The 23,314-nt window shown below is 54.5% G+C and carries 21 protein-coding genes and 1 pseudogene; 15 read left to right on the forward strand and 7 right to left on the reverse strand.

The genetic code is table 11. The features are described from left to right. Positions 1–208: 208 nt before the first annotated feature. A pseudogene (gene mrcB / locus LDK53_RS11815) lies at positions 209–2,733 on the reverse strand (bifunctional glycosyl transferase/transpeptidase). A gap of 169 nt (positions 2,734–2,902) precedes the next feature. Beyond that, positions 2,903–5,332: an ATP-dependent helicase HrpB gene (gene hrpB, locus LDK53_RS11820; RefSeq protein ID WP_225287274.1), complete on the reverse strand. Its 2,430-nt coding sequence runs from the start codon at positions 5,330–5,332 to the stop codon at positions 2,903–2,905. Positions 5,333–5,405: 73 nt separating this feature from the next. Between hrpB and thpR the strand changes: the two genes are divergently transcribed. The 9 genes from thpR to panD all read left to right on the forward strand — a co-directional run bounded on the left by thpR (position 5,406) and on the right by panD (position 12,330). Continuing rightward, the gene (thpR, locus tag LDK53_RS11825) at positions 5,406–5,960 is read left to right on the forward strand and encodes an RNA 2',3'-cyclic phosphodiesterase (RefSeq protein WP_225287275.1); all 555 of its coding nucleotides are present in this window, start codon (positions 5,406–5,408) and stop codon (positions 5,958–5,960) included. Continuing rightward, positions 5,950–6,654, forward strand: coding sequence for a DNA/RNA nuclease SfsA (gene sfsA / locus LDK53_RS11830; protein ID WP_025756800.1), 705 nt, complete (start codon positions 5,950–5,952; stop codon positions 6,652–6,654). Before thpR ends, sfsA begins: the two co-directional genes overlap by 11 nt. A gap of 176 nt (positions 6,655–6,830) precedes the next feature. Next, complete coding sequence (gene dksA / locus LDK53_RS11835; RefSeq protein WP_001155232.1) at positions 6,831–7,286, forward strand: RNA polymerase-binding protein DksA; 456 nt, start codon at positions 6,831–6,833, stop codon at positions 7,284–7,286. A gap of 59 nt (positions 7,287–7,345) precedes the next feature. After that, the gene (gluQRS, locus tag LDK53_RS11840) at positions 7,346–8,236 is read left to right on the forward strand and encodes a tRNA glutamyl-Q(34) synthetase GluQRS (protein WP_225287276.1); all 891 of its coding nucleotides are present in this window, start codon (positions 7,346–7,348) and stop codon (positions 8,234–8,236) included. A gap of 42 nt (positions 8,237–8,278) precedes the next feature. Next, a complete protein-coding gene (pcnB, locus tag LDK53_RS11845; protein ID WP_195759419.1) occupies positions 8,279–9,676 on the forward strand; it encodes a polynucleotide adenylyltransferase PcnB in 1,398 nt (465 codons plus the stop codon). After that, entirely contained in the window at positions 9,673–10,152 is a 480-nt protein-coding gene (folK, locus tag LDK53_RS11850) for a 2-amino-4-hydroxy-6-hydroxymethyldihydropteridine diphosphokinase (protein WP_025756797.1), read from the forward strand. The genes pcnB and folK overlap by 4 nt, the downstream gene beginning before the upstream one ends. A gap of 110 nt (positions 10,153–10,262) precedes the next feature. After that, a complete protein-coding gene (panB, locus tag LDK53_RS11855) occupies positions 10,263–11,054 on the forward strand; it encodes a 3-methyl-2-oxobutanoate hydroxymethyltransferase (RefSeq protein WP_025756796.1) in 792 nt (263 codons plus the stop codon). 11 nt (positions 11,055–11,065) lie between these two features. Further along, a complete protein-coding gene (gene panC, locus LDK53_RS11860; protein ID WP_025756795.1) occupies positions 11,066–11,917 on the forward strand; it encodes a pantoate--beta-alanine ligase in 852 nt (283 codons plus the stop codon). Between the two features lie 32 nt (positions 11,918–11,949). After that, positions 11,950–12,330 carry an aspartate 1-decarboxylase gene (gene panD / locus LDK53_RS11865; protein ID WP_003856284.1) on the forward strand — a complete coding sequence of 127 codons (381 nt, stop codon included), beginning with the start codon at positions 11,950–11,952 and terminating at the stop codon, positions 12,328–12,330. Between the two features lies 1 nt (position 12,331). On the opposite strand, the gene LDK53_RS11870 is transcribed toward panD, so the two are convergent. Further along, positions 12,332–13,576: a polysaccharide deacetylase family protein gene (locus LDK53_RS11870; protein ID WP_225287277.1), complete on the reverse strand. Its 1,245-nt coding sequence runs from the start codon at positions 13,574–13,576 to the stop codon at positions 12,332–12,334. Positions 13,577–13,899: 323 nt separating this feature from the next. Between LDK53_RS11870 and LDK53_RS11875 the strand changes: the two genes are divergently transcribed. From LDK53_RS11875 to LDK53_RS11895, 5 genes are all read left to right on the forward strand, one after another. Continuing rightward, positions 13,900–14,637 carry a fimbrial chaperone gene (locus LDK53_RS11875; RefSeq protein ID WP_225287278.1) on the forward strand — a complete coding sequence of 246 codons (738 nt, stop codon included), beginning with the start codon at positions 13,900–13,902 and terminating at the stop codon, positions 14,635–14,637. A gap of 35 nt (positions 14,638–14,672) precedes the next feature. Beyond that, positions 14,673–17,249, forward strand: a complete 2,577-nt coding sequence (locus LDK53_RS11880; protein WP_225287279.1) for an outer membrane usher protein — start codon at positions 14,673–14,675, stop codon at positions 17,247–17,249. A gap of 2 nt (positions 17,250–17,251) precedes the next feature. Further along, positions 17,252–17,848, forward strand: coding sequence for a fimbrial protein (locus tag LDK53_RS11885; protein WP_045285858.1), 597 nt, complete (start codon positions 17,252–17,254; stop codon positions 17,846–17,848). Positions 17,849–17,871: 23 nt separating this feature from the next. Next, positions 17,872–18,426 carry a fimbrial protein gene (locus tag LDK53_RS11890; protein ID WP_059385837.1) on the forward strand — a complete coding sequence of 185 codons (555 nt, stop codon included), beginning with the start codon at positions 17,872–17,874 and terminating at the stop codon, positions 18,424–18,426. Between the two features lie 66 nt (positions 18,427–18,492). After that, positions 18,493–19,599, forward strand: coding sequence for a fimbrial protein (locus tag LDK53_RS11895; protein ID WP_225287280.1), 1,107 nt, complete (start codon positions 18,493–18,495; stop codon positions 19,597–19,599). Positions 19,600–19,607: 8 nt separating this feature from the next. On the opposite strand, the gene LDK53_RS11900 is transcribed toward LDK53_RS11895, so the two are convergent. The 3 genes from LDK53_RS11900 to LDK53_RS11910 form a co-directional block, all read right to left on the reverse strand. Beyond that, the gene (locus LDK53_RS11900; protein ID WP_225287281.1) at positions 19,608–20,048 is read right to left on the reverse strand and encodes a PTS sugar transporter subunit IIA; all 441 of its coding nucleotides are present in this window, start codon (positions 20,046–20,048) and stop codon (positions 19,608–19,610) included. Positions 20,049–20,153: 105 nt separating this feature from the next. Next, a complete protein-coding gene (locus tag LDK53_RS11905; RefSeq protein ID WP_023334536.1) occupies positions 20,154–20,924 on the reverse strand; it encodes an ABC transporter permease in 771 nt (256 codons plus the stop codon). After that, complete coding sequence (locus LDK53_RS11910; protein ID WP_045285856.1) at positions 20,921–21,847, reverse strand: ABC transporter ATP-binding protein; 927 nt, start codon at positions 21,845–21,847, stop codon at positions 20,921–20,923. Before LDK53_RS11910 ends, LDK53_RS11905 begins: the two co-directional genes overlap by 4 nt. Positions 21,848–21,954: 107 nt before the next feature. Between LDK53_RS11910 and can the strand changes: the two genes are divergently transcribed. Then, positions 21,955–22,617 (forward strand): carbonate dehydratase, encoded by a 663-nt coding sequence (can, locus tag LDK53_RS11915; RefSeq protein ID WP_013095615.1) that lies wholly within the window; start codon positions 21,955–21,957, stop codon positions 22,615–22,617. Between the two features lie 48 nt (positions 22,618–22,665). On the opposite strand, the gene hpt is transcribed toward can, so the two are convergent. Then, positions 22,666–23,202 carry a hypoxanthine phosphoribosyltransferase gene (hpt, locus tag LDK53_RS11920; protein WP_025756787.1) on the reverse strand — a complete coding sequence of 179 codons (537 nt, stop codon included), beginning with the start codon at positions 23,200–23,202 and terminating at the stop codon, positions 22,666–22,668. Between the last annotated feature and the right edge of the window lie 112 nt (positions 23,203–23,314).

A 23,314-nucleotide genomic window follows, 5' to 3' on the forward strand; every position in this document is an offset into this window, starting at 1 on the left:
AATGATAACGTAAACGAGAATTATTATTATGACCGCAGCATAATAGGCGAAACGTTGGCTGCAAAGCAAGCAGTACGCGGCCCTACGAGAATTAAGGGTTTAAGAAATAACCAGGAGAAAACGAAGGGTTAATCAGTATTAAAAAGAGGGTTAAAAAAATGGGGGGAATGGGTAAAAAAATCCCCCCTTGCGGGGGGACCTGAGGCGATTAGTTACCGCCGAACATATCTTAATCCAGCCTGCTACACCGTCGCTGTCTTTCTTCTCATTCTGCTGCTGCGGCTGTTGCTGCTGCGGCTGCTGTGGCTGAGAAGACTGCTCAAACGGGTTACCGGTTGGCTGTTCTGGCTGGCTTTGCTGGCACAGCGAGTCCGGGTTTGTGGTCCAGACTGGCAGGGTACGCATCCCGCCGCCGCAGACGAAGTTACCGGAGCTGTCCACGCCCATATCAACGATGTCTTCCGGCGCAACCAGGTTCAGCGGAACCGGAGACTGATTAGCCAGATAACGCTGGTAAATCGACATCGCCCCGCTCGCACCGTACAGCTTGGTCGGCTGGTTATTATCGCGGCCTACCCAGGTGATCACCACTTCACGCCCGTCAATACCGGCGAACCAGGTATCAACGTTGTTGTTGGTGGTCCCGGTTTTACCCGCCAGATGCAGACCCGGATACTTCGCCCCCAGCTGACGCCCGGTGCCGCGCTGCACAACCTGCTGCATCGTCCACAGCGTCATATAGGCAGCCTGAGCAGGAACGGCACGCTCCGCCTGCGGGAAGCTCTGATACAGTACGGAGCCATCCTCGGCAATCACCGAACGCAGCGCTGACAGCGGTGCACGGTTACCGCCGCTGGCAATGGTCTGGAACGCCTGCGCCACTTCGATCGGCGTCAGGTTAAGCGCACCGAGGATCATCGCAGGCACCGGGTGCAGCTGATCTTTCGACACGCCGAGTTTCTGCCAGGTGTCGACAATGGCCGGCAGGCCCAGCGACATCCCCAGATTGACCGTTGGCACGTTCATGGAGCGCGTTAACGCATCCACCAGCATCACCTGGCCGCTGAACTGTTTATCATCGTTCTGCGGTGACCAGACCTGGCCGTTAGGCTGACGCAGGGAGATCGGCGCATCCGCAATCCAGGTATTCAGGCGATACTGATTTGGCTGACTCAGGGCAGTGAGATAGGTCGCCGGTTTTGCCAGAGAACCGATCGAACGACGCGCCTGCATGGCACGGTTGTAACCCGCAAACTGCGGCTCAGCCCCGCCCACCATCGCGCGAACTTCACCGCTGTTACGGTCAACCACCACCATCGCGGTTTCAAGATCGGAGAGCTTACGCTGTTTCTTCAGTGCCGGAATGCCTTCCACCGCCGCTTTTTCTGCCGCATCCTGCGCCACGGAGTCGAAGGTAGTGAAGATCTTCACGCCGGAAAGATCTTTCACTTTATCACCCAGCTTGCTCTGCAGCTCCTGACGCACCAGCTGCATAAACGCCGGCTGAGGCGAGATCACCCCACCGCGCGGCTGAACGCCCAGCGGACGCGCGCTCAGCATGTCGTACAGCTCCTGGTCAATCACCTGCTGTTGTTGCAGCAGACGCAGTACCAGGTTACGACGTTCCAGCGCCAGTTTCGGGTTACGCCATGGGTTGTAGATGGACGCCCCTTTCACCATGCCCACCAGCAGCGCCTGCTGGTCCAGACTTAGCTCTTCGACCGGACGACCAAAGTAATACAGACTCGCCAGCGGGAAGCCGCGGATTTCGTTATCGCCGCTCTGACCGAGGTACACCTCGTTCATGTACAGCTCAAGGATACGATCCTTGCTGTAGCGCGCATCCATCAGCACGGCCATGTACGCTTCGTTAGCTTTACGCCAGTAAGAGCGTTCGCTGGAGAGGAACAGGTTCTTCACCAGCTGCTGAGTAAGCGTACTTGCCCCCTGCACGGTACGCCCCGCAGTAAGGTTAGCCAGAACCGCACGGCCAATCGAGTAGAGGCTGATGCCATCGTGCTCGTAGAAGTGACGGTCTTCGGTTGCCAGCAGGGTGTCCACCAGCAGATCCGGGAAGCCGTTACGCGCCACAAACAGACGCTGTTCGCCGTTTGCTGATGAGAGCATGGTGATCAGACGGGGATCGAGTCGGAAGAAACCGAACTGACGGTTGTTATCCATGTTCTCAATGGTATCCAGACGATCGCCGTCAAAGGTCAGACGCGCGCGCACCTGCCCCTCTTTGCTGTCCGGGAAGTCAAACGGACGGCGGATCATCTCAATGCTGTTTGCCTGCACGGTAAATTCGCCAGGCCGCGTCATTTTCGATACCTGGCGATACTGCGTGGCTTCCAGCAGTTTGACCATCTCGTTCTTACTGATGGACATATCCGGCTCAAGGTTCACCATACGGCCATACACCGCCGCAGGTAACTGCCAGACTTTACCGTCGATACGGCTGCGGATCTTCTGATCCAGATACACGCCGTAGATCGCCATCAGCACAACAAAAACAATAAACAGCTTCAGCAGCAGCCAGAACCAGCCGCGTTTGCCCCGAGGCTTACGCCCTTTGCCTTTTCCTTTGCGCGGCATCGGTTCTTCATCCTCATAATCGTCTTCATAGTCATCGTCATAGTCCTCATCTCTGAGGCGACGACGGCTTACCTTTTCTTTCGCCGGACGCGTTGGTCTTCCCTTACGTCCTATTGGCTCGCGGTCATTCCCCGCCATGCTTTTTCTCCGCAACTTTCAGGCGCAAAGGCCCGATTCTCTTTTCTTCCACCGGTCTGTGAAAGAAGAAATCTCTCAAAATTTGTTTTCTCCCTCTCCCCGTGGGAGAGGGCCGGGGTGAGGGCATCAGGCCGCACTGTCCAGGCCGCACTCCCCTCTTTCCCCTGCATCACGAATACTTCTTCGTCCGCCGCGTCGGCGCCGTATTCGCTGGATCGTCAGGCCAGACGTGTTTAGGGTAACGCCCCTTCATCTCTTTTTGCACTTCACGGTAGCTCCCCGCCCAGAACGCCCCCAGATCGCGGGTGATCTGCAGCGGACGATGCGCGGGCGACAACAGTTCAAGCACCACCGGAACACGTCCTTCGGCGATGGACGGCGTGGACGCCTCCCCAAACATCTCCTGCATCCGTACCGCCAGCGCCGGCGGATTATCCTCGTGATAACGAATGGCAATCCGGCTGCCGGTCGGCACAGTGTAATGCCCTGGCAGTTCACTATCCAGACGTTGACGTAACGACCAGTCGAGTAAATTCTGTAACGCGACCTTAACATCAAGCGCTTTCAGCGCCCGAAGCGAGTGTACACCGCTCATTTGCGGCAGTAGCCAGGTTTCCAGCGATGCAAGTAACGTGTCATCATCCACCGCCGGCCAGGCATATTCTGGCAGCCAGCGCGCGGCGCAGTGCAGACGAATACGGTACTGTTCGGCCTCCGGTGTCCAGTTCAGAACACCTAATCCTTTTTCCCGAATGCCGTTCAGCATCGCCAGATGCAGTTCCTCTTCCGACGGCTTCGCCAGCGGCTTCGTCCCGAGGGTCAGTTTACCTATCTGACTGCGACGAAATGCCTTCAGCGTACCCTGCGCATCATCCCACTCGACGATGTCGGACTGCTGGAGCAGCTGCGGGCACGCGCGGGTCAGGGTGTCGATATCCACGGCAATGGCCTGCAAAATCCGCGCATCCGGAGAGTGGCTTCCCTGCAGCAACAGCGGTGCGATCAGCCACTCATGGCGCGTCAGGGCGTCATCGCTGTCCAGCATCGCGCCCATACCGTTTGCCAGCTGGTAGCGACCATCCAGCCCGCGCCGACGGGCAATCCGGTCCGGAAACGCCTGCGCCAGAAGCCGTGGGATACTCTCACTGTCTGGCACGCCGCCGCGGCTGTTAAGCCGCTTACACAGCTGCTGCGCCCGTTGCTGCCAGTTTCCCTGATTGCGCGAAAAGGCCTGGGCCAGATCGCTGCTGCCTCCGCGTGGCGGCTCCTCAAGGATAGCGGACAGTTTCGCAGCCGTAGCGATTTTATCATCCCCCTTTGCCGCCACCAGCATGGCGGCCAGCCTGGGCTCGTTCCCCAGTGCGGCCATTTTTTGCCCGCGGGAGGACAACCGCTCACCGTCCAGGGCGCCAAGCTGAGTCAGTAAAGCCCGCGCAGCGGCAAGGTTGACGGCTGGCAGAGGATTAAGCCAGGTCAGCTGGGCGGGGTCCGGGCAGCCCCATTGCAGCAGTTCCATCACCAGTCCGGACAGATCGCTTTGTAAAATTTCCGGCGTACTTTGTTGTGCCGCGCGTTCAGCCTGCTCCGCGCTGGTCAAATGCAGGCAGATACCCGGCTCAAGACGTCCCGCACGGCCCGCGCGCTGCACCATCGACGCCTGGCTAATACGCTGCGTCAGAAGCTTAGTCAGCCCGGTACGCGGGTCAAAACTGGCCACTCTCTCCTGGGCGCTGTCCACCACCAGGCGAATCCCTTCAATGGTCAAACTGGTTTCAGCAATATTGGTCGCCAGCACCACCTTACGCTGTCCCGCAGGCGCGGGCAGGATCGCTTTACGCTGTTCGGCCAGCGACAGCGCACCGTAGAGCGGGCACAGCAGGACATCGCTGCTTACGCGGGAGGTCAGCTGTTCCTGCACGCGCTGGATCTCGCCCACGCCGGGTAAGAACAACAGCAGCGAGCCGGGTTCCTGACGCAGCAGTTCTGCGGTTGCGATGGCCACGGCCTCATCAAAACGCTGATGCGCTGGCAGCGGCTGGTAGCGCCGCTCGACCGGGAATGCGCGTCCCTCCGAGCTAATGACCGGCGCGTGCGGCAACGCCTGCTGCAGCCGCTCATTATCCAGCGTCGCCGACATGATAAGCAGCCGAAGATCGTCGCGCAGCCCCTGCTGCACGTCCAGCAACAGCGCCAGGGCCAGATCCGCCTGCAGGCTGCGCTCGTGGAATTCATCCAGGATCACCAGCCCGACGCCGGTCAGCTCCGGATCGTTTTGCAGCATGCGGGTGAGGATCCCTTCGGTCACCACCTCAAGCCGCGTGCACGGCCCCACGCAGGTTTCGGCGCGCATGCGGTACCCCACCGTCTCCCCCGGTTTTTCGTCCAGCAGTTCCGCCAGACGCTGCGCCACGTTGCGTGCGGCCAGCCTGCGCGGCTCCAGCAGGATAATTTTCCCGCTGATGTTCCCGTCTTTCAGGATCTGTAGCGGCAGCCAGGTCGACTTACCGGCGCCCGTAGGCGCGTTAAGCAAAACCTGAGGGGCATGGTGTAAGGCAGCGAGAAGCTCAGGAAGGACGACGGCGACCGGCAATGAGGACACGAACAGCTCCAGAGGGTTAACATTAGTCGGCGTACATTGTAGCATCGGCGCATATCATTACCGAGTCCCCCTTATGCCTGAGTCGAAACGGCTGTTTTTTGCCATTGAATTGCCCGCCCCCCTTCAGCGTCAAATTGTACGCTGGCGCGCTGAACACTTCCCGCCGGAAGCCGGCCGCCCTGTCGCAGCGGCTAACCTGCACCTGACGCTGGCCTTTCTGGGGGACGTCAGCGCCGAAAAACAGCGGGCATTAGCCGCCATGGCCGGGCGTATCACCCAGCCGGCATTTACGCTGCACCTCGACGACGCGGGTCAGTGGCTGCGTTCGCGCGTGCTCTGGCTGGGGACGCGCCAGCCGCCGCGCGGGTTATTGCAACTGGCGAATATGCTGCGCGCACAGGCGGCGCGGAGCGGCTGTTATCAGAGTCCGCAGCCGTTTCATCCGCATATCACCTTGCTGCGCGATGCCGGCCAGGCCGTTGCCATCCCGCCGCCGGGTTTTCACTGGGCTTTTCCGGTCAATGAATTCGCGCTTTACGAATCCGTCTTTTCACAGGGACGCACCCGCTATACGCCGCTCCAGCGCTGGACGCTGGGCAACACCGAAAGGAATTCTGATGAAGTTTAGTCCTCCCCTGCAGCATGCCACGCTAGTCCAGCGCTACAAACGCTTCCTTGCCGACGTGATCACGCCTGAAGGCGTAGCGCTCACCCTGCATTGCCCCAATACGGGTGCCATGACGGGGTGCGCGACGCCGGGTGACACGGTCTGGTATTCCACGTCAGAAAATACGAAACGCAAATATGCCCATACCTGGGAAATGACTGAAACGCAAAATGGGGCATTTATTTGTGTGAATACCCTTCGCGCCAATCAACTGGTAAAGGAAGCGCTGACCCTGGGAACCCTTCCCGAACTGGTGGGTTATGGCACGCATAAAAGCGAAGTGAAGTATGGCGATGAAAGCAGCAGAATTGACTTCATGTTACAGGCGGAAGACAGGCCTGAGTGCTATATTGAAGTAAAATCAGTGACGTTAGCGGAACAGGAAAATGGCTACTTCCCGGATGCGGTAACGCTACGTGGCCAGAAGCATCTGCGAGAGCTAATGAGTGTTGCGGCGGCGGGCAAACGCGCCGTGTTGCTGTTTGCGGTATTGCATTCAGCCATTGAACGGTTCTCCCCTGCCCGCCATATTGATCCTAAATACGCGCAATTGTTGAATGAGGCACAAAAGCAGGGGGTAGAGGTTTTAGCTTATAAAGCGGAACTTTCTGCCGATAATATGACTCTGAGATCCTCTCTTCCCATTGTCTTATAAGGGATTAGGCGATTGATGATTAAGTGTTCTGGCCGCGTGCGCAAATACGCTTTTCCTCACAGGCTTGTCAAGTGTTACGTTTAGATAATTGCCATACGGAAAAGCATCTGCTATTTATAGCGACCTGATTTTTCCCCCAACACGGGGATCGATAGTGCGTGTTAAGGAGAAGCAACATGCAAGAAGGGCAAAACCGTAAAACATCGTCCCTGAGTATTCTCGCCATCGCTGGGGTGGAGCCGTATCAAGAGAAGCCGGGCGAAGAGTATATGAACGAAGCCCAGCTGTCGCACTTCAAGCGTATTCTTGAAGCATGGCGTAATCAACTCAGGGATGAAGTCGATCGCACCGTTACTCATATGCAGGATGAAGCTGCTAACTTCCCGGATCCGGTAGACCGTGCCGCTCAGGAAGAAGAGTTCAGCCTCGAACTGCGTAACCGTGACCGCGAACGCAAACTGATCAAAAAGATCGAGAAAACGCTGAAAAAAGTCGAAGACGAAGATTTTGGCTACTGCGAATCCTGCGGTGTTGAAATTGGTATTCGTCGCCTGGAAGCGCGTCCAACCGCCGATCTGTGCATCGACTGTAAAACGCTGGCCGAAATCCGCGAAAAACAGATGGCCGGTTAATACCAGCGCTGTTTACACACTCCAAAGGCGGGAGTCTCTCCCGCCTTGTTACTGTTGATATGTCTGAATCACACTATATTGGGCGCTTCGCGCCATCTCCCTCCGGTGAATTACACTTCGGCTCATTAATTGCCGCGCTCGGCAGCTACCTGCAGGCTCGCGCCAGCCAGGGCAAATGGCTCGTTCGCATTGAAGATATTGACCCTCCGCGTGAAGTTCCCGGTGCAGCAGAAACCATTCTGCGTCAGCTGGAACATTACGGTCTTCACTGGGATGACGAAGTTCTCTGGCAGTCAACACGTCACGACGCTTATCGCGAACGCCTGGCCTGGCTGAGCGCTCAGGGGCTTTCCTATAACTGCACCTGCACCCGCGCGCGTATCCAGAGCGTGGGAGGCGTCTATGACGGCCACTGCCGCACGCGTAACCTTCCGCCGGAAAATGCCGCCGTGCGCATCAGGCAACGCGCCCCGGTGACGCGGTTTAACGATTTACTCTCCGGTGAGATCTTCGCCGATGCGCGTCTTGCCGCCGAGGATTTTATTATTCACCGTCGTGATGGTCTGTTCGCCTATAACCTGGCCGTGGTGGTGGACGATCATTTTCAGGGCGTAACGGAAATTGTGCGCGGGGCGGACCTGGTCGAGCCTACCGTGCGACAAATCTCGCTTTATCACCAGTTTGGCTGGACGGCACCGGATTACATTCATCTGCCGCTGGCGGTCAACGAGCAGGGCTGTAAGCTGTCAAAGCAGAATCACGCCCCTGCCCTGCCAGACGGCGATCCGCGGCCTGTTTTGATCGACGCGCTGCGATTTCTCAACCAGAATGTAACCAACGAATGGCAGGATCTGCGTATTGACGAACTGCTGAAAATGGCCATCACCAACTGGACGCTCAGGGATGTGCCAAAAATCCAGCATTCTCAAATGCGTTGCGCTGAGCTATGATTAGCCGCTTTTTTCATAACAAAACACACTACGAGGTGTACCATTTTTACCCGAGTCGCTAATTTTTGCCGTAAAGTGCTAAGCCGCGAAGAGAGCATGGCGAACGATGCTATTGCGCAGCCACACATGTCGGTTATTCCGCGTGAGCAGCACACTATTTCCCGCAAAGATATCAGTGAAAATGCCCTCAAGGTGCTCTATCGTCTGAATAAAGCGGGCTACGAGGCCTATCTCGTCGGCGGTGGAGTACGTGATTTACTGCTGGGCAAAAAACCGAAAGATTTCGACGTGACGACCAGCGCCACGCCTGAGCAGGTGCGCAAATTATTCCGTAACTGCCGTCTTGTCGGTCGCCGTTTCCGTCTGGCTCACGTGATGTTTGGGCCCGAGATCATCGAAGTGGCGACCTTCCGCGGGCACCATGAAGCGGGCGCGTCCGATCGCACCACGTCACAGCGTGGCCAGAATGGCATGCTGCTGCGCGATAATATCTTTGGCTCTATCGAAGAAGATGCCCAGCGTCGCGACTTCACCATCAACAGCCTTTATTACAGCGTGGCAGATTTCACCGTGCGCGATTACGTCGGCGGCATGCAGGACCTGCAAGAAGGTCTGATCCGTCTGATTGGCACGCCGGAAACGCGCTATCGTGAAGACCCCGTGCGTATGCTGCGCGCCGTGCGCTTCGCCGCCAAGCTGAATATGCGCATTAGCCCGGAAACGGCCGAGCCTATTCCGCGTCTGGCGACGCTGATCAACGACGTGCCGCCAGCCCGCCTGTTTGAAGAGGCGCTGAAGCTGCTGCAGGCCGGTTACGGCTTTGAAACCTATAATCTGCTGCGTGAATACAACCTGTTCCAGCCGCTGTTCCCGACCATTACCCGCTACTTCACCGAAAACGGTGATAGCCCAATGGAGCGGATGATTGCCCAGGTGCTGAAGAACACCGACACCCGTATCCGCAACGACATGCGCGTGAACCCGGCGTTCCTGTTCGCGGCGATGTTCTGGTATCCGCTGCTGGAAACGGCCCAGCGTATTACCCAGGAGAGCGGTCTCGCCTATTACGATGCTTTCGCGCTGGCCGCAAACGACGTGCTGGACGAGGGCTGCCGTACGCTGGCTATTCCGAAACGTATTACCACCCTGGTGCGCGATATCTGGCAGCTTCAGCTGCGTATGTCCCGTCGTCAGGGCAAACGCGCCTGGAAGCTGATGGAGCATCCTAAGTTCCGCGCGGCGTTTGATCTGCTGTCACTGCGTGCTGAAGTGGAACGCAATCAGGAGCTGCAGCGTCTGGCACAGTGGTGGGCCGAGTTCCAGGTCTCCGCGCCGCCGGAGCAGAAAGATATGCTCACCGGCCTTGATGAAGAGCCGGCCCCGCGTCGCCGCCACCGTCGTCCACGCAAACGCGCCCCGCGTCGCGAAGGCACAGCATGACCCTCGCGTATATCGCTATCGGCAGCAATTTAGCCTCTCCGCTGGAGCAGGTGAATGCTGCCGTTCAGGCGCTGGGGGAGATCCCGCAAAGCAGGATCGTGGCGGTCTCCTCTTTCTACCGCACGCCACCGCTGGGACCGCAGGATCAGCCGGATTACCTGAACGCCGCCGTGGTACTGGAAACCGCTCTGGACGCCGAAACGTTGCTGGATAACACTCAGCGTATCGAGCTGCAGCAGGGTCGTGTACGCAAAGCCGAACGCTGGGGACCGCGCACGCTGGATCTCGACATTATGCTGTTTGGTCATGACGTCATTAATACCGACCGCCTCACCGTTCCGCATTACGATATGAAAAATCGCGGGTTTATGCTCTGGCCGCTGTTTGAAGTCGCGCCCGATCTCACCTTCCCCGACGGCATCCCGCTCAGGGACATTCTGGACAACCTCCACGCGGAAAGACCCGCTCGCTGGTAAGCCTGTTAGCCACAAAATAAATGTGGCTAATCGACGACCTAAAATCATTGTTCCCCCGAATGTTACTGTTAGAATGCGCAAAGATTCGCTTTGGGCTATCAGGAAACAGTATGAAACCAACCACCATCTCCTTACTGCAGAAATGCAAACAGGAAAAAAAACGCTTCGCCACCATCACCGCGTATGACTACAGCTTCGCCAAACTGTTTGCCGAAGAAGGTATCAACGTCATGCTGGTCGGAGATTCGTTAGGGATGACGGTACAAGGACATGATTCCACCCTTCCGGTGACGGTTGAGGATATTGCTTACCATACCCGCGCCGTGCGTCGTGGCGCACCGGCCTGCCTGCTGCTTTCCGACCTGCCGTTTATGGCCTACGCCACACCAGAGCAGGCATTCGACAATGCGGCAACGGTCATGCGTGCCGGGGCGAATATGGTCAAAATTGAAGGCGGCGCCTGGCTGGTGGAGACGGTGAAAATGCTCACCGAGCGCGCCGTGCCGGTGTGCGGTCATCTCGGCCTGACGCCGCAATCCGTGAATATCTTTGGCGGGTATAAGGTACAAGGCCGTGGCGATGCGGCCCAGACGCTGTTTGAGGATGCCCTGGCGCTGGAAGCTGCAGGCGCGCAGTTGTTGGTTCTGGAGTGCGTGCCGGTTGAACTGGCGAAACGCATCACCGACGCGCTGTCGATTCCGGTGATTGGTATTGGCGCGGGCAACGTGACCGATGGTCAGATCCTGGTGATGCATGACGCCTTTGGCATCACCGGTGGGCATATCCCGAAATTTGCCAAAAATTTCCTCGCGGAAGCGGGCGACATGCGCGCCGCGGTCAGGCAGTATATTGCCGACGTTGAATCCGGTGTTTACCCGGGTGAAGAACACAGTTTCCATTAAGGAGTCTCGTTGTGCTAATCATTGAAACCCTGCCGCTGCTTCGCCAGCATATCCGTCGCGCGCGTCAGGAAGGTAAACGTATTGCACTGGTCCCGACCATGGGCAACCTGCATGACGGCCATATGAAGCTGGTCGACGAAGCGAGAGCCCGTGCAGATATCGTGGTGGTCAGTATCTTCGTTAACCCAATGCAGTTTGACCGGGCCGACGACCTGGCACGCTATCCGCGCACCCTGCAGGAAGACTGCGAGAAGCTGAAAAAACGCCATGCGGACATCGTCTTCGCGCCGGCACCGGCGGATGTATATCCACAGGGTACGGAAGAGGCAACCTACGTTGACGTACCGGGTATCTCCACCATGCTCGAAGGCGCAAGCCGCCCGGGCCATTTCCGTGGCGTATCGACCATCGTCAGCAAGCTGTTCAACCTGGTGCAGCCTGACGTTGCCTGCTTTGGTGAGAAAGATTTCCAGCAGCTGGCGCTCATTCGCAAGATGGTGGCCGACATGGGCTATGATATCGAGATCGTGGGCGTGCCGATTGTGCGTGCTAAAGACGGTCTGGCGCTCAGCTCCCGTAACGGCTACCTGACCGCAGAGCAGCGTAAGATCGCCCCGGGATTAAGCAAAGTCATGAACACCATGGCGGAGCAGCTTCTGGCGAAAGAGTTAACCGCCGAAGAGATTATTGCTCTGGCTGAACAGGCGCTGAACGACAAAGGCTTCCGCGCTGACGATATTCAAATCCGCGATGCCGACACGCTTCTGGCGCTTGCAGAGACCAGCAAACGCGCGGTCATTCTGGTGGCGGCATGGCTTGGCCAGGCCCGTCTCATCGACAACAAAGTGGTTGAACTGGCGTAGTTTTTCTACCCGGAAAATGAAAGGTAAACGTAATGATTCGCAAAATGCTGCAAGGTAAGCTTCACCGTGTGAAAGTCACCCAGGCCGACCTGCACTATGAAGGCTCCTGCGCGATCGATCAGGATTTTCTCGACGCGGCGGGTATTCTCGAAAACGAAGCCATTGATATCTGGAACGTGAACAACGGCAAGCGTTTCTCTACCTATGCCATTGCCGCCGAGCGCGGGTCAAAGATCATCTCCGTGAACGGCGCGGCTGCGCACTGCGCGGACGTGGGCGACATTGTGATCATCGCCAGCTTCGTGATGATGTCTGACGAAGAAGCGCGCCGCTGGCAGCCGAAAGTGGCCTACTTCGAAGGCGACAACGAGATGAAACGCACCGCGAAAGCGATCCCGGTTCAGGTTGCCTGATTTACCCCTGCGGCTGATTGCTGATCAGCCGCGACATCGTCTCCAGCGAATCCGTTCTTAAGATATAGAGGCGTTTCAGTAAGAACGGATTATCCCCCGGCTTGACCTTCCCTTTCATCGTTGTCACCGCCAGGTGAAAACCGGCGTCATTTGCTGCTTTAATCGCTTTCGTGTCGTAACTCCCAAACGGATAGGAGAGATACAACACTCGCGGATTGAACTGCGCCAGCCCCCGGCGCGAGCGTTCAAAATCGAAGAGGATCACGTGATAGCTACGGCTGAGTAGAATCGGATGTTTGTTACCATCGACGCGGTGCAGGAAGTGCGTATGGGACTGAATATCAAACACGTCCTGGATATCCTTCAGCTCCTGAACGCTCATAAACTGCAGAGATTTAGGATCCCACTTCTGCGGATGGCGCTTAATGCGTGACGAAATAATAAACGCCGTGGCGTTAAAGCCGTACTCTTTCAGAACCGGATACGCATAGCGGCTCACCGATTTCAGCCCGTCGTCAAAGGTGATCACCACCGATTTGGCAGGCAGATTCAGTTTGTTACGCACATACCCTTCCAGCTGATACATCGTCAGGGTGGCGTATCCCTGATCGCGCAGCCAGGCCATCTGGTTGTTAAAGGCACGTACGCTGGTCGTGGTAGAGGTATGTCGAAAACGGGTGTTCTCTTCATCATGTAGAATATGATGGTAGGTCAGAACCGGGATCCCATTATCTTCCTGTGCATCCAGGCTACTGACCCACGCCAGGCGGTTGCCGATGCGGATCTGATACCAGGTCTGATTCAGACGGTCTTTCAGCTTGTTCAGTATCGGATAGCGAAGGTTGGCGCTTAATGTGCCGAACGGCGCACTCCCGCTGGAAGGCGCATTAAACACCGGCGTGTCTTTCCAGGTGATAAGGTTCTGGTTGCTCAGGGGTTTATTCAGATCGCCGAGGCTATCCTCGACGCGCTGTTTTCCCTGAACCGGCTCAAGGTGCCCCTTGTCGATAAAGCCAGTCCCAAAACCGAAGCGAAATTCGTAGTAATCTGCAGCGGCAGGAACCACGCCCAGTATCTGTCCCGCACGCACGTTGCCAACGTTAACGACCGCGTTTCCAACCTGTGCCCAGATCGCCGCGTCTTCCGTAGTTTGCATGTATTGTGCTACTGCCTTTTGGTCGCTGAGCAGGCTGGCGGACGCGCTACAGGAAAACATCATCAGGACCAGGACAAATCGAATAAACATGAACCCTATAAGCCTTCAACATTCATCTTTCACCATTGTAACATAATGATTCTCATAACTCTGCTTTAATGTCCCTCTGACTAAGTTCTTTCTTAAAACGAGAATAAAAAAAACCTCTAAATCACTTTTATTTCATTTCCCCGGTAACGCATACAATAACAACCCGCTGTATTTACACGCAAAAAACAGATACTCGCAAATCATTTAGTTAAACTTAACAGACACCTAAAAAAAACGAAATCCAATAACAAAACACCTGCCATTAGTATAATTAGCAGCAAAACAATTGATGTAATAAATAGGTAGAACTGAGGCGGGATTTTATGTCAGGTATCAAACTTAACGTTGCAAAGGCGTCAGCACTCTTATTGGCTGGACTTATTTCCTTTCATGCTTGTGCCGACATTATCATTTCCGGGACGCGTATCGTTTATCCTTCCACGGCAAAAGACGTGACCGTCAACCTGCAGAACAAAGGCAATAAACCTTTACTGGTTCAGTCGTGGCTGGATGACGGACGCGATAACGTTAATCCCCAGCAGCTAAAACTCCCTTTTATTGTTACTCCTCCCGTCACGCGTGTGGATGCACATAAAGGCCAGGCGATTCGCATTACCTGGCTGGGCCAAAATATGCCTCAGGACCGAGAGTCATTGTACTGGTTTAACGTTCTGGAAGTCCCACCCAAAGCGCAAGGGGCGGATAAGAAAAACCTTTTGCAGGTGGCTTTCCGCACCCGCATTAAATTATTTTTCCGCCCGGAGGGATTAAAAGGTACAGCGGCAGAAGCCGTAAAAAATCTTAAGTGGTCTCTGAACGCTGCTGCAGGTAGCAGCGTCGTGACAGCAAAAAATGACTCACCTTTTAATATTTCGATTGCCAGTGCAGAACTGAGCGCCGGGGGGAAAAGGTATTCTATTGAGAGCCATTCGGTTAAACCGTTCTCCAGTGAAAATATGAAAATCAAAGGGCTCCTGAACGGGACCTCCGGCATGCTTAATTTTGTATCCATTAATGATTTTGGCGGTTCTGAAAATCATCAAATCGCCATTACGCGTTAATCAATACATATTACAGATAAGCCTCACCGTGAAATATGTCATTCCGATACGCATTATTCTCTCTTCTGCTGTGTGCCGCCCTGAATGCACACGCAGAAGAACATGCTGCATCGTCTGTTACCGGAGGCGAAAATAATGATATTGAGTTTAACGATCAGTTTTTATTTACTACTGACGGGAATATTGATGTCCATCGTTTTTCCCGAGGTAACCCCGTTACGCCCGGTATTCATCGCGTAACGCTTGTTGTTAACGGCATAACAAAAGCGGTGACGGATGTTGAATTTACCGATAACGGTACCGCCCGTGCCACACCCTGTATTCCCCTCAAAATACTAAAGCAGATGGATGTAGATATTTCTCATCTCAAAATCGACGATAACGACGATACGTGCCTGGATATCGCCACCTTATATCCAGGTTCGACGGTTGATTTTGACACCACAAGCCAGGCGCTGAACGTCAGCCTGCCGCAACTGTTTCTGCTGAAACACGCGGCGGGCTATATCGACCCGTCACTTTGGGACGAGGGTATTCCCGCGGGGTTGCTGTCTTACGATATGAATGCCTGGCATAACCAGGGCCAGCAGTCGCAGCGCGACAGCGCCTATGCCGGGCTTCACTATGGTGTTAACTACGGGCCGTGGCGGTTGCGCTCAAACGGAAGCCTGAACTGGGATCAGCAGAGCGGTACCCGCTACGATAACCAGGATATTTATCTGCAAAGGGATATTACGCCGCTCAAGGCGCAGATGGTGATGGGCGATTCCTGGACACGTGGGGATGCCTTCGATGCCCTCCATCTTCGGGGTGGCCGTCTGTTTAACGATGACCGAATGCTACCTGGCGGAATGTCCAGCTACGCTCCTGTGATCCGCGGTACGGCTAACACCAATGCCAAAATCACCGTCACCCAGAGCGGGAATAAAATCTACGAAACCACCGTTCCCCCAGGGGCATTTGAGATTAACGATCTGAATGCCACCGGTTATGGACAAGACCTCACCGTGACCATAGAAGAGGCTGACGGTAGCCAACACGCTTTTACCGTTCCCTTCTCCTCGGTCACACAGATGTTACGGCCAGGCTATGCCCGCTGGGAGGCTGGGGTGGGAGAGTTGCAGGATGAGGCTTTACATCGTTCACCCAGACTGGCGTTTGGCACACTCTACTATGGCCTCAATAACCTTTTTACCGGTTATACCGGGCTGCAAGATACCGATATGGGTTTTTCTGCAGTTCTGGCTGGCATCGCCATGAACACGCCTCTCGGGGCGTTTGCCTTTGATGTGACCCGTTCTTCAGCACAGATTGATACGATTCCGGCAATGAAAGGCCAGAGCTACCGACTCTCCTGGAACAAGACCGTTGACCAGACGGATACGTCTCTGAATGTCGCAGCGCTGCGCTTTTCAACGCAGGACTATCTCAGCCTGGATGACGCCGCCCAGTTGCAGGATCACATTCAGTATGATGGCCAGAGTGCGGACGAAGCAAAACAAAACCTTCAGCAAATGAAGAACCAGTTACAAATAAACCTGAACCAGCCGCTGGACATAAATAAACAGAACTATGGTTCTCTTTATATTAACGGCAGCTGGCAAAGCTGGTGGAACGGGAATAACCAGACGGCCAGTTATGCGATGGGCTACAGCAACAATTTTCGTTATGGCAGTTATAACGTGTCTCTGCAACGGACCTATGATGCATTTGGCGAAGCAGATAACAGTCTCTATTTAAATTTCAGCATACCGTTTGACTCGTTCTTAAAAAATAAAAACAGTCTCGCCGGTTTTAACAACGTGAATATGGGAATGAGCTCAGACCTGAGACATTCACATAACCTCAATATGACGGCTAACGGTGCTTCGCAAGACAGTCGCTATAACTACAGTGTGACGACGAGTTACAGCCAAAGCACCGCTGAAAATTTAAGTCAGGTGAGCGCCTATGGCAGCTATAACAGCGACTATGGCCCTCTTAGCCTTTCCGCGTCGTCAGATTCACAAAACAGCCAACAGTACTCTGCCAGCTACAGTGGCGGAGCGATTATTCACGGTGGCGGAATCACCTTCACGCCCGGCAGCATTGGTGAAAATGACGCGCTGGCGCTCATTAAGGCCAGTGGCGCAAAGGGAGCCCATGTGAGCAACAGCCGTGGCGAAATCAGTGACTCAGGGTATGTCGTCATGCCTTATCTCTCTGCGTACCGCGAAAATCGGATCACCCTGGATACCAGTACCTTAACGGAGGATGTCGCCGTTGAAAATAACAGCACCGTGGAGGTACCGCGTAATGGCGCGGTGGTGATGGTTGATTTTAAAACGAATGAGGGTCGCTCGGCGGTGCTCGAATTAACGCGTTCAGATAGCGGGTTTATTCCGCTGGGCGCAGACGTCATGAATGAAAAAGGAGACATCATTGGAAGCGTAGGCCAGGCAGGGCAAGCATATGTCAGGGGGGTAAATGAAACAGGTAAATTAACCGTAGTATGGGGAGCAGGAACGGATGAAACCTGCTCAGTAAATTATCATTTTGGTACTGATGAACAGAAGGTGGTTTTAACCACCATCCTCCATAACCAAACATGCATTATGCAAAGGAAACATTAAATATGGAAAATAACGTAACTGCTTTTGATAAAAAGCGATTTCTCGTCCATACCGCGCTGGTTGCCGTTTTATTTTCGGCGACGTGCGGCGTCAGAGCAGCAGAGAACCTCGACCTGACCTTCAGCGCAAATATCCGGGAAACAACCTGTGATATTAAAATTGATGGGGGAACAGGTGATGGCACAAATAATACCATTACGATTGGCGCTAACGGGAATACCCGTGTAGATACGATTGCAACGGGAGAAGCAAAAGAAAACTTCAAACTGGTGATCACCGAGTGCCCTTCCAGTCTGGTTTCATTAAAGACGGAAGTGGCAGGTACCGCTTCAGGTAGCGTCAACACCGCTATCGCGAACGGCATCGACTCATCAGCAGGAGGAGCCGCCAATACGGGGCTGTCTATTGCGCGTGTCTCTGCTCCGGATGCCCCTTTTGTCATCAACTCGACAGATGACAGTAAACGGCTGGTATGGACACCAGCAGAAATCAGCGCAAAAGAAGTTGGGCTGGTGGCCACGATGGTAGAAACCGTAGCCAATCAGGCCACAACGGGCTCATTCAGAGCCATTGCGACGTTTAACTTCAGTTACGAATAACGGGACAGGGAAAGGAGCGAGTAATGCGTAAACATCTGACGGCTTTAACAATGGCGATTTGCGGTGGACTGTTGTCCTTCGCCTCACAGGCACAGATCAGCGGTACATCCAGTCTGACGGCAACATTTGAAACCAATGTTGTGCCAGGCACCTGTACCGCAGAAATTCAGGATTCCACAGGCAATGCATCGACAGAAATTAATTTTGGCGATGTGTTCAAGTCCGATCTGACGGCGAAAAGCCGTATCGAAGCCTTTAAACTGAATTTCAGCAACTGTTCGGGGGTGAAAAGCGCCACCGTGCAGGCCACCCCGGGCGCAGGCACAACCTGTTCTACCGGATCCAGCGACAAATTTGGTTCAACACACGGAACGGCTTTCGAAGTCTGGAAAGGTCTTGCCGACACCGGCACCGTTCTCAATTGCACCACCCAACCCACCCAAAACGTGACGATCAGTTCGGGTTCCGGTTCGCTGGATATGAATGCGCGTATTGTTATTGCCGATGGAAAAACCATTGCCGATGTTACGCCTGGTGCGGTGACATCCCTGGTAACGTTCATGGTGACCTATCAGTGAAACCAGAGAGGAATTGTCCGGACGGATGCCGGCAGTTCCTTTCTTTTTCTGCGTAGATTTCAACTTATGATAAAAAAGAGTGCTTTCAATGCCCTGTTGATGCTTCTGGTATTTGCCGCCTTTGGAATGCTGTGCCGCCCGGCATTGGCCGATCAAAGCTGTTATATCGAAAGCAATAACGCGGGCACATATACCACCGGAAGCTCATCGCTTCTTAACCTCTCGACAAATAAAGTTTCCACGCCAACGAGCCTGGATGTGACATCCACATATGTGATCCAGTTTATTACCAGCAACCCAATAGGCTGTAAAAACTGGAACCCCTACGACAATACCGTCCACTTTACGAATGCCGCAGGGAATTTGCTCGATACGCAATACACCACGCCAGAGGGCAACGCCCTGCTTAAAACCACGGTGCCGGGCATTGACTACACTGTCGAGTTAATGTGTTACGTATCAGATGGTTGCGGTTCATCGCATCCAACGGTTGATCTCTATCTGAAGGGAGGAAATGGCACGGATAATACGGTGCCATCACAAAGCAGTGGTGCTCCCTATGCCGATGCCGACAGCCAATGGAAGCTCAAATTTACGCTCTGGATCACGCCACAATTTAAACCGCAGAAAGGTATCAATACCGGAAACTCACTCGCCGGTACGATTGCCTATTTTCAAATTGGAACGAGCAGTCAGCCCAAAATTATCTTCAGTGCCACAACCAGCACGCTGAAATTTACGGTCCCGGCAAGCAGTTGCTCATTTGGTGTCGCCCAGGGTGATACCGTCTCGGGTAATAACGTTGCGCTGGGTGATTACTGGATAGATGATATTAAAAACAACAACACGCCGGTTATTCCCTTCTCAATCTCGCTTGCAAGCTGTTATACCCCCAAGCTCAAGGTGAAGATGACATCGGCCTTTGTTTCTCCGGATCACAGCATGTTAGGGCTGAGTAGCGGGAGCGCGGCAGGGGTCGCCGTCAGGATCATTAACACGGATACTTCCAGCGTGATGATCCCAAACAGTGAAACCAGTACCGATATTGATCGCAGCAGTGACTGGTCATCACTGGAGAATCTTCACTTTTCAGCCCAACTGTTAGCCGATGGCGGGGCGATTAAAGCGGGCGATTTCAATGCAGCAGCCACCTTTTTGATGGATTATGAATAGAAAAAAGCTCAGTGGTTGTCGCGTTCGTGAAACAGGACAAAGGGCGGATTTTTTTGCTGCTGATGCCATAAACTGGTCACGCCGGGTTCGCCCTGCGCCACGATGGCATCACGAAATTCTGCGCTGCTCAATGACTCACGCCAGGGATACATTAACTCGAGTAAAGCGAGATTAATTCCCGAGATGACCTCACAGCAGTCGTGTTTGTGGCTCAACAGAGCCGCTGCGCGGTATGGCGCCGCGCCTGATTTATCGGTAAGAAAAATAACGCCGTCACCGGTGTCCGTTTCATGCAGGGCATCGCACATCATTCGGCTGAGCATGTTGGTGCTCAAACCGCGCCAGTAATTGACTGCCCGACATTGCACCAGCGGACCAAACCTGGCTTCAAGCTTGTCCAGCATATCCTGCGCCTGTTCATCGTGGCAGGTGATAACCCATCCCAGCATAACTCTCTCCTTAGCAGGCAAGTAGTTTAGCGGAGTGAAGGTTAGCTTTCGGTGATAACTGTCAAAGAAAAGCGCCCGGCAAAAAGAATGTCGCCGGGCGGAAGATTAGCTGCGCAGACCACGCCCGCGCTGGATCAGATACCAGCACAGCAGGTAGAAGGCGATGATGAACACCACCAGCACCGCCACCGTGGTAAACAGCGGCACATCGGTGATCCCGAGGAAGCCAAAGCGGAAACCGCTGATCATGTAGACAATCGGGTTCAGGTGCGACAACGCCTGCCAGAATGGCGGCAGCAGCGTCAGGGAATAGAACACCCCGCCCAGATAGGTCAGCGGCGTCAGCACAAAGGTCGGGATCAGGCTGATATCGTCAAACGTTTTGGCAAACACCGCGTTCAGCAGACCGGCCAGCGAGAAGAGGATCGCCGTCAGCAGCAGCGTCAGGGCCACAAACAGCCAGGAGTGCACCTGGAACGGCACGAAGAACAGCGAAATGGCCGTCACCAGGATCCCGACACACAAACCGCGCGCCACGCCGCCACCGACGTAACCCGCAATGATCACATGCGTTGGCACCGGTGCCACCAGCAGCTCTTCAATATTACGCTGGAACTTGGCGCTAAAGAACGACGACGCCACGTTAGCATAGGCGTTGGTGATCACCGCCATCATGATCAGGCCCGGCACGATAAACTGCATATAGGTAAAGCCGTGCATTTCACCAATACGGGAACCAATCAGGTTACCGAAGATGATGAAATAGAGGGTCATGGTGATCACCGGCGGCACCAGGGTTTGCACCCAGATGCGCATAAAGCGGTTAATCTCTTTCGCCCAGATACTTTTCAGCGCGACCCAGTAAAGATGCGTCATGCCTTGTCTCCTTGTTTATCCTGCACCAGAGAGACAAACAGCTCTTCCAGTCGGTTCGCTTTGTTACGCATACTTAAAACCTGAATGCCCTGCGCGCTCAGTTGCGAGAACACGCTGTTAATTCCCTGCTCGCGCAAGACTTCCACTTCCAGCGTCGAGGTATCCACCAGACGATACTGGTACCCTTCAAGCTTCGGTAGCGGGCTTTTTGCCGCCAGATCGAGAATGAAGGTCTCTGATTTGAGCTTGGAGAGCAGATTCTTCATCGAGGTATTTTCCACCAGCTCGCCGTGCTGAATGATGCCGATGTTGCGGCACAGCATTTCCGCCTCTTCAAGATAGTGGGTGGTCAAAATAATGGTGGTGCCTTTGTCGTTGAGGTCTTTCAGAAAGCCCCACATGGAACGACGCAGTTCGATATCCACGCCCGCAGTCGGTTCATCGAGAATGAGCAGTTTTGGCTCATGCATCAGCGCACGGGCAATCATCAGGCGGCGCTTCATCCCGCCGGACAGCATACGCGCACGTTCGTTACGCTTTTCCCACAGATCGAGCTGTTTGAGGTATTTTTCACTGCGTGCTAACGCCTCTTTTCGCTCAACGCCGTAATAACCCGCCTGGTTGACGACGATTTGCTGCACCGTCTCAAACGGGTTGAAGTTGAACTCCTGCGGGACCAGCCCGAGCTGGCGCTTGGCGTTCACCACATCTTTTTGCAGATCGTAGCCAAAGACGCTCACCCTGCCGGACGTTTTATTCACCAGCGAGCTAATGATACCAATGGTGGTCGATTTCCCCGCCCCGTTCGGCCCCAGAAGCGCGTAGAAATCTCCCGCCTCTACTTTCAGATCTATCCCGCGTAGCGCCTGAACGCCGCCCGGATAGGTTTTTTTTAGCTGCTCAAGCTCCAGTGCAATCGCCATGAAATAAACTTACCTTAGGTTCTGACACACGTTGTGTGGTTTCATTAAAAGTCGGGTTACCCTATAGTAGCGCAACGCAATTACTCGGTTACAGGTCGCTAACCTCCATGAACAACATAGATACACTCATCAGCAACAATGCACTATGGTCAAAAATGCTAGTGGAGGAAGACCCCGGATTTTTTGGAAAGCTCGCGCAAGCGCAGAACCCACGCTTTCTCTGGATTGGATGTTCCGACAGCCGGGTGCCGGCAGAGCGCCTGACAGGTCTTGAGCCCGGCGAACTGTTTGTTCACCGCAACGTCGCCAACCTGGTGATTCATACCGATCTCAACTGTCTTTCTGTTGTGCAGTATGCCGTTGATGTTCTGGAAGTTGAGCACATCATCATTTGCGGCCACTACGGCTGCGGCGGCGTGCAGGCGGCGGTTGAAAACCCGGAACTGGGGCTCATTGATAACTGGCTGCTTCACATCCGTGATATCTGGTTCAAACATAGCTCACTGCTGGGTGAAATGCCGCAGGAACGTCGTATGGATACCCTTTGCGAACTCAACGTGATGGAGCAGGTGTATAACCTGGGCCACTCGACGATCATGCAATCAGCATGGAAGCGCGGGCAGAAGGTCTCTATCCACGGCTGGGCGTACGGCATTCACGATGGTCTGCTGCGTAACCTGGAAGTCACCGCCACCAACCGGGAAACGCTGGAGCAGCGTTACCGTTCAGGAATTGCCAACCTCAAGCTTAAGCATGTGAACCATAAATAAAGCCGGGGATTTTCTCCCTCTCCCACAGGGAGAGGGCCGGGGCCGCAATTACTCGTCCAGCAATACCACTTTCCCAACATACGGCAGATGACGATAACGCTGCGCATAGTCGATGCCGTAACCGACAACGAACTCATCTGGAATAGAGAAACCCACAAACTCGACCGGCACCTGCACTTCACGGCGGTCTGGTTTATCCAGCAGGGTGCAGATAGCCAGCGATTTTGGCTCACGCAGGCCGAGGATCTCGCGCACTTTTGAGAGCGTATTGCCGGAGTCGATGATGTCTTCGACGATCAACACATCTTTGCCACGAATATCTTCATCCAGATCTTTCAGGATTTTCACATCACGGGTTGTGGACATGCCGCTGCCGTAGCTGGAGGCGGTCATAAAATCGACTTCGTGCGGCACCTGCACTTCACGGCACAGGTCTGCCATGAACATGAAAGAGCCACGCAACAGACCGACCAGCACCATTTCGCTGCCGCTGTCCTTGTAATGTTCGGTGATTTGACGACCCAGTTCGGCGATACGCGCTTTGATCTCGGCTTCCGGGATCATCACTTCAACAGTATGTTTCATATTACTAACCACATGATTTTGATGAAAATCTCTCAATGCGAATACAGGGTATTCCGGCATCGATACGCAAGCCAGCCATTATACCAGTAAATGGCTACGCCTGGCGCATGAG

The organism is Enterobacter sp. K16B (genome assembly GCF_020216105.1).
Lineage (GTDB): Bacteria > Pseudomonadota > Gammaproteobacteria > Enterobacterales > Enterobacteriaceae > Enterobacter > Enterobacter sichuanensis.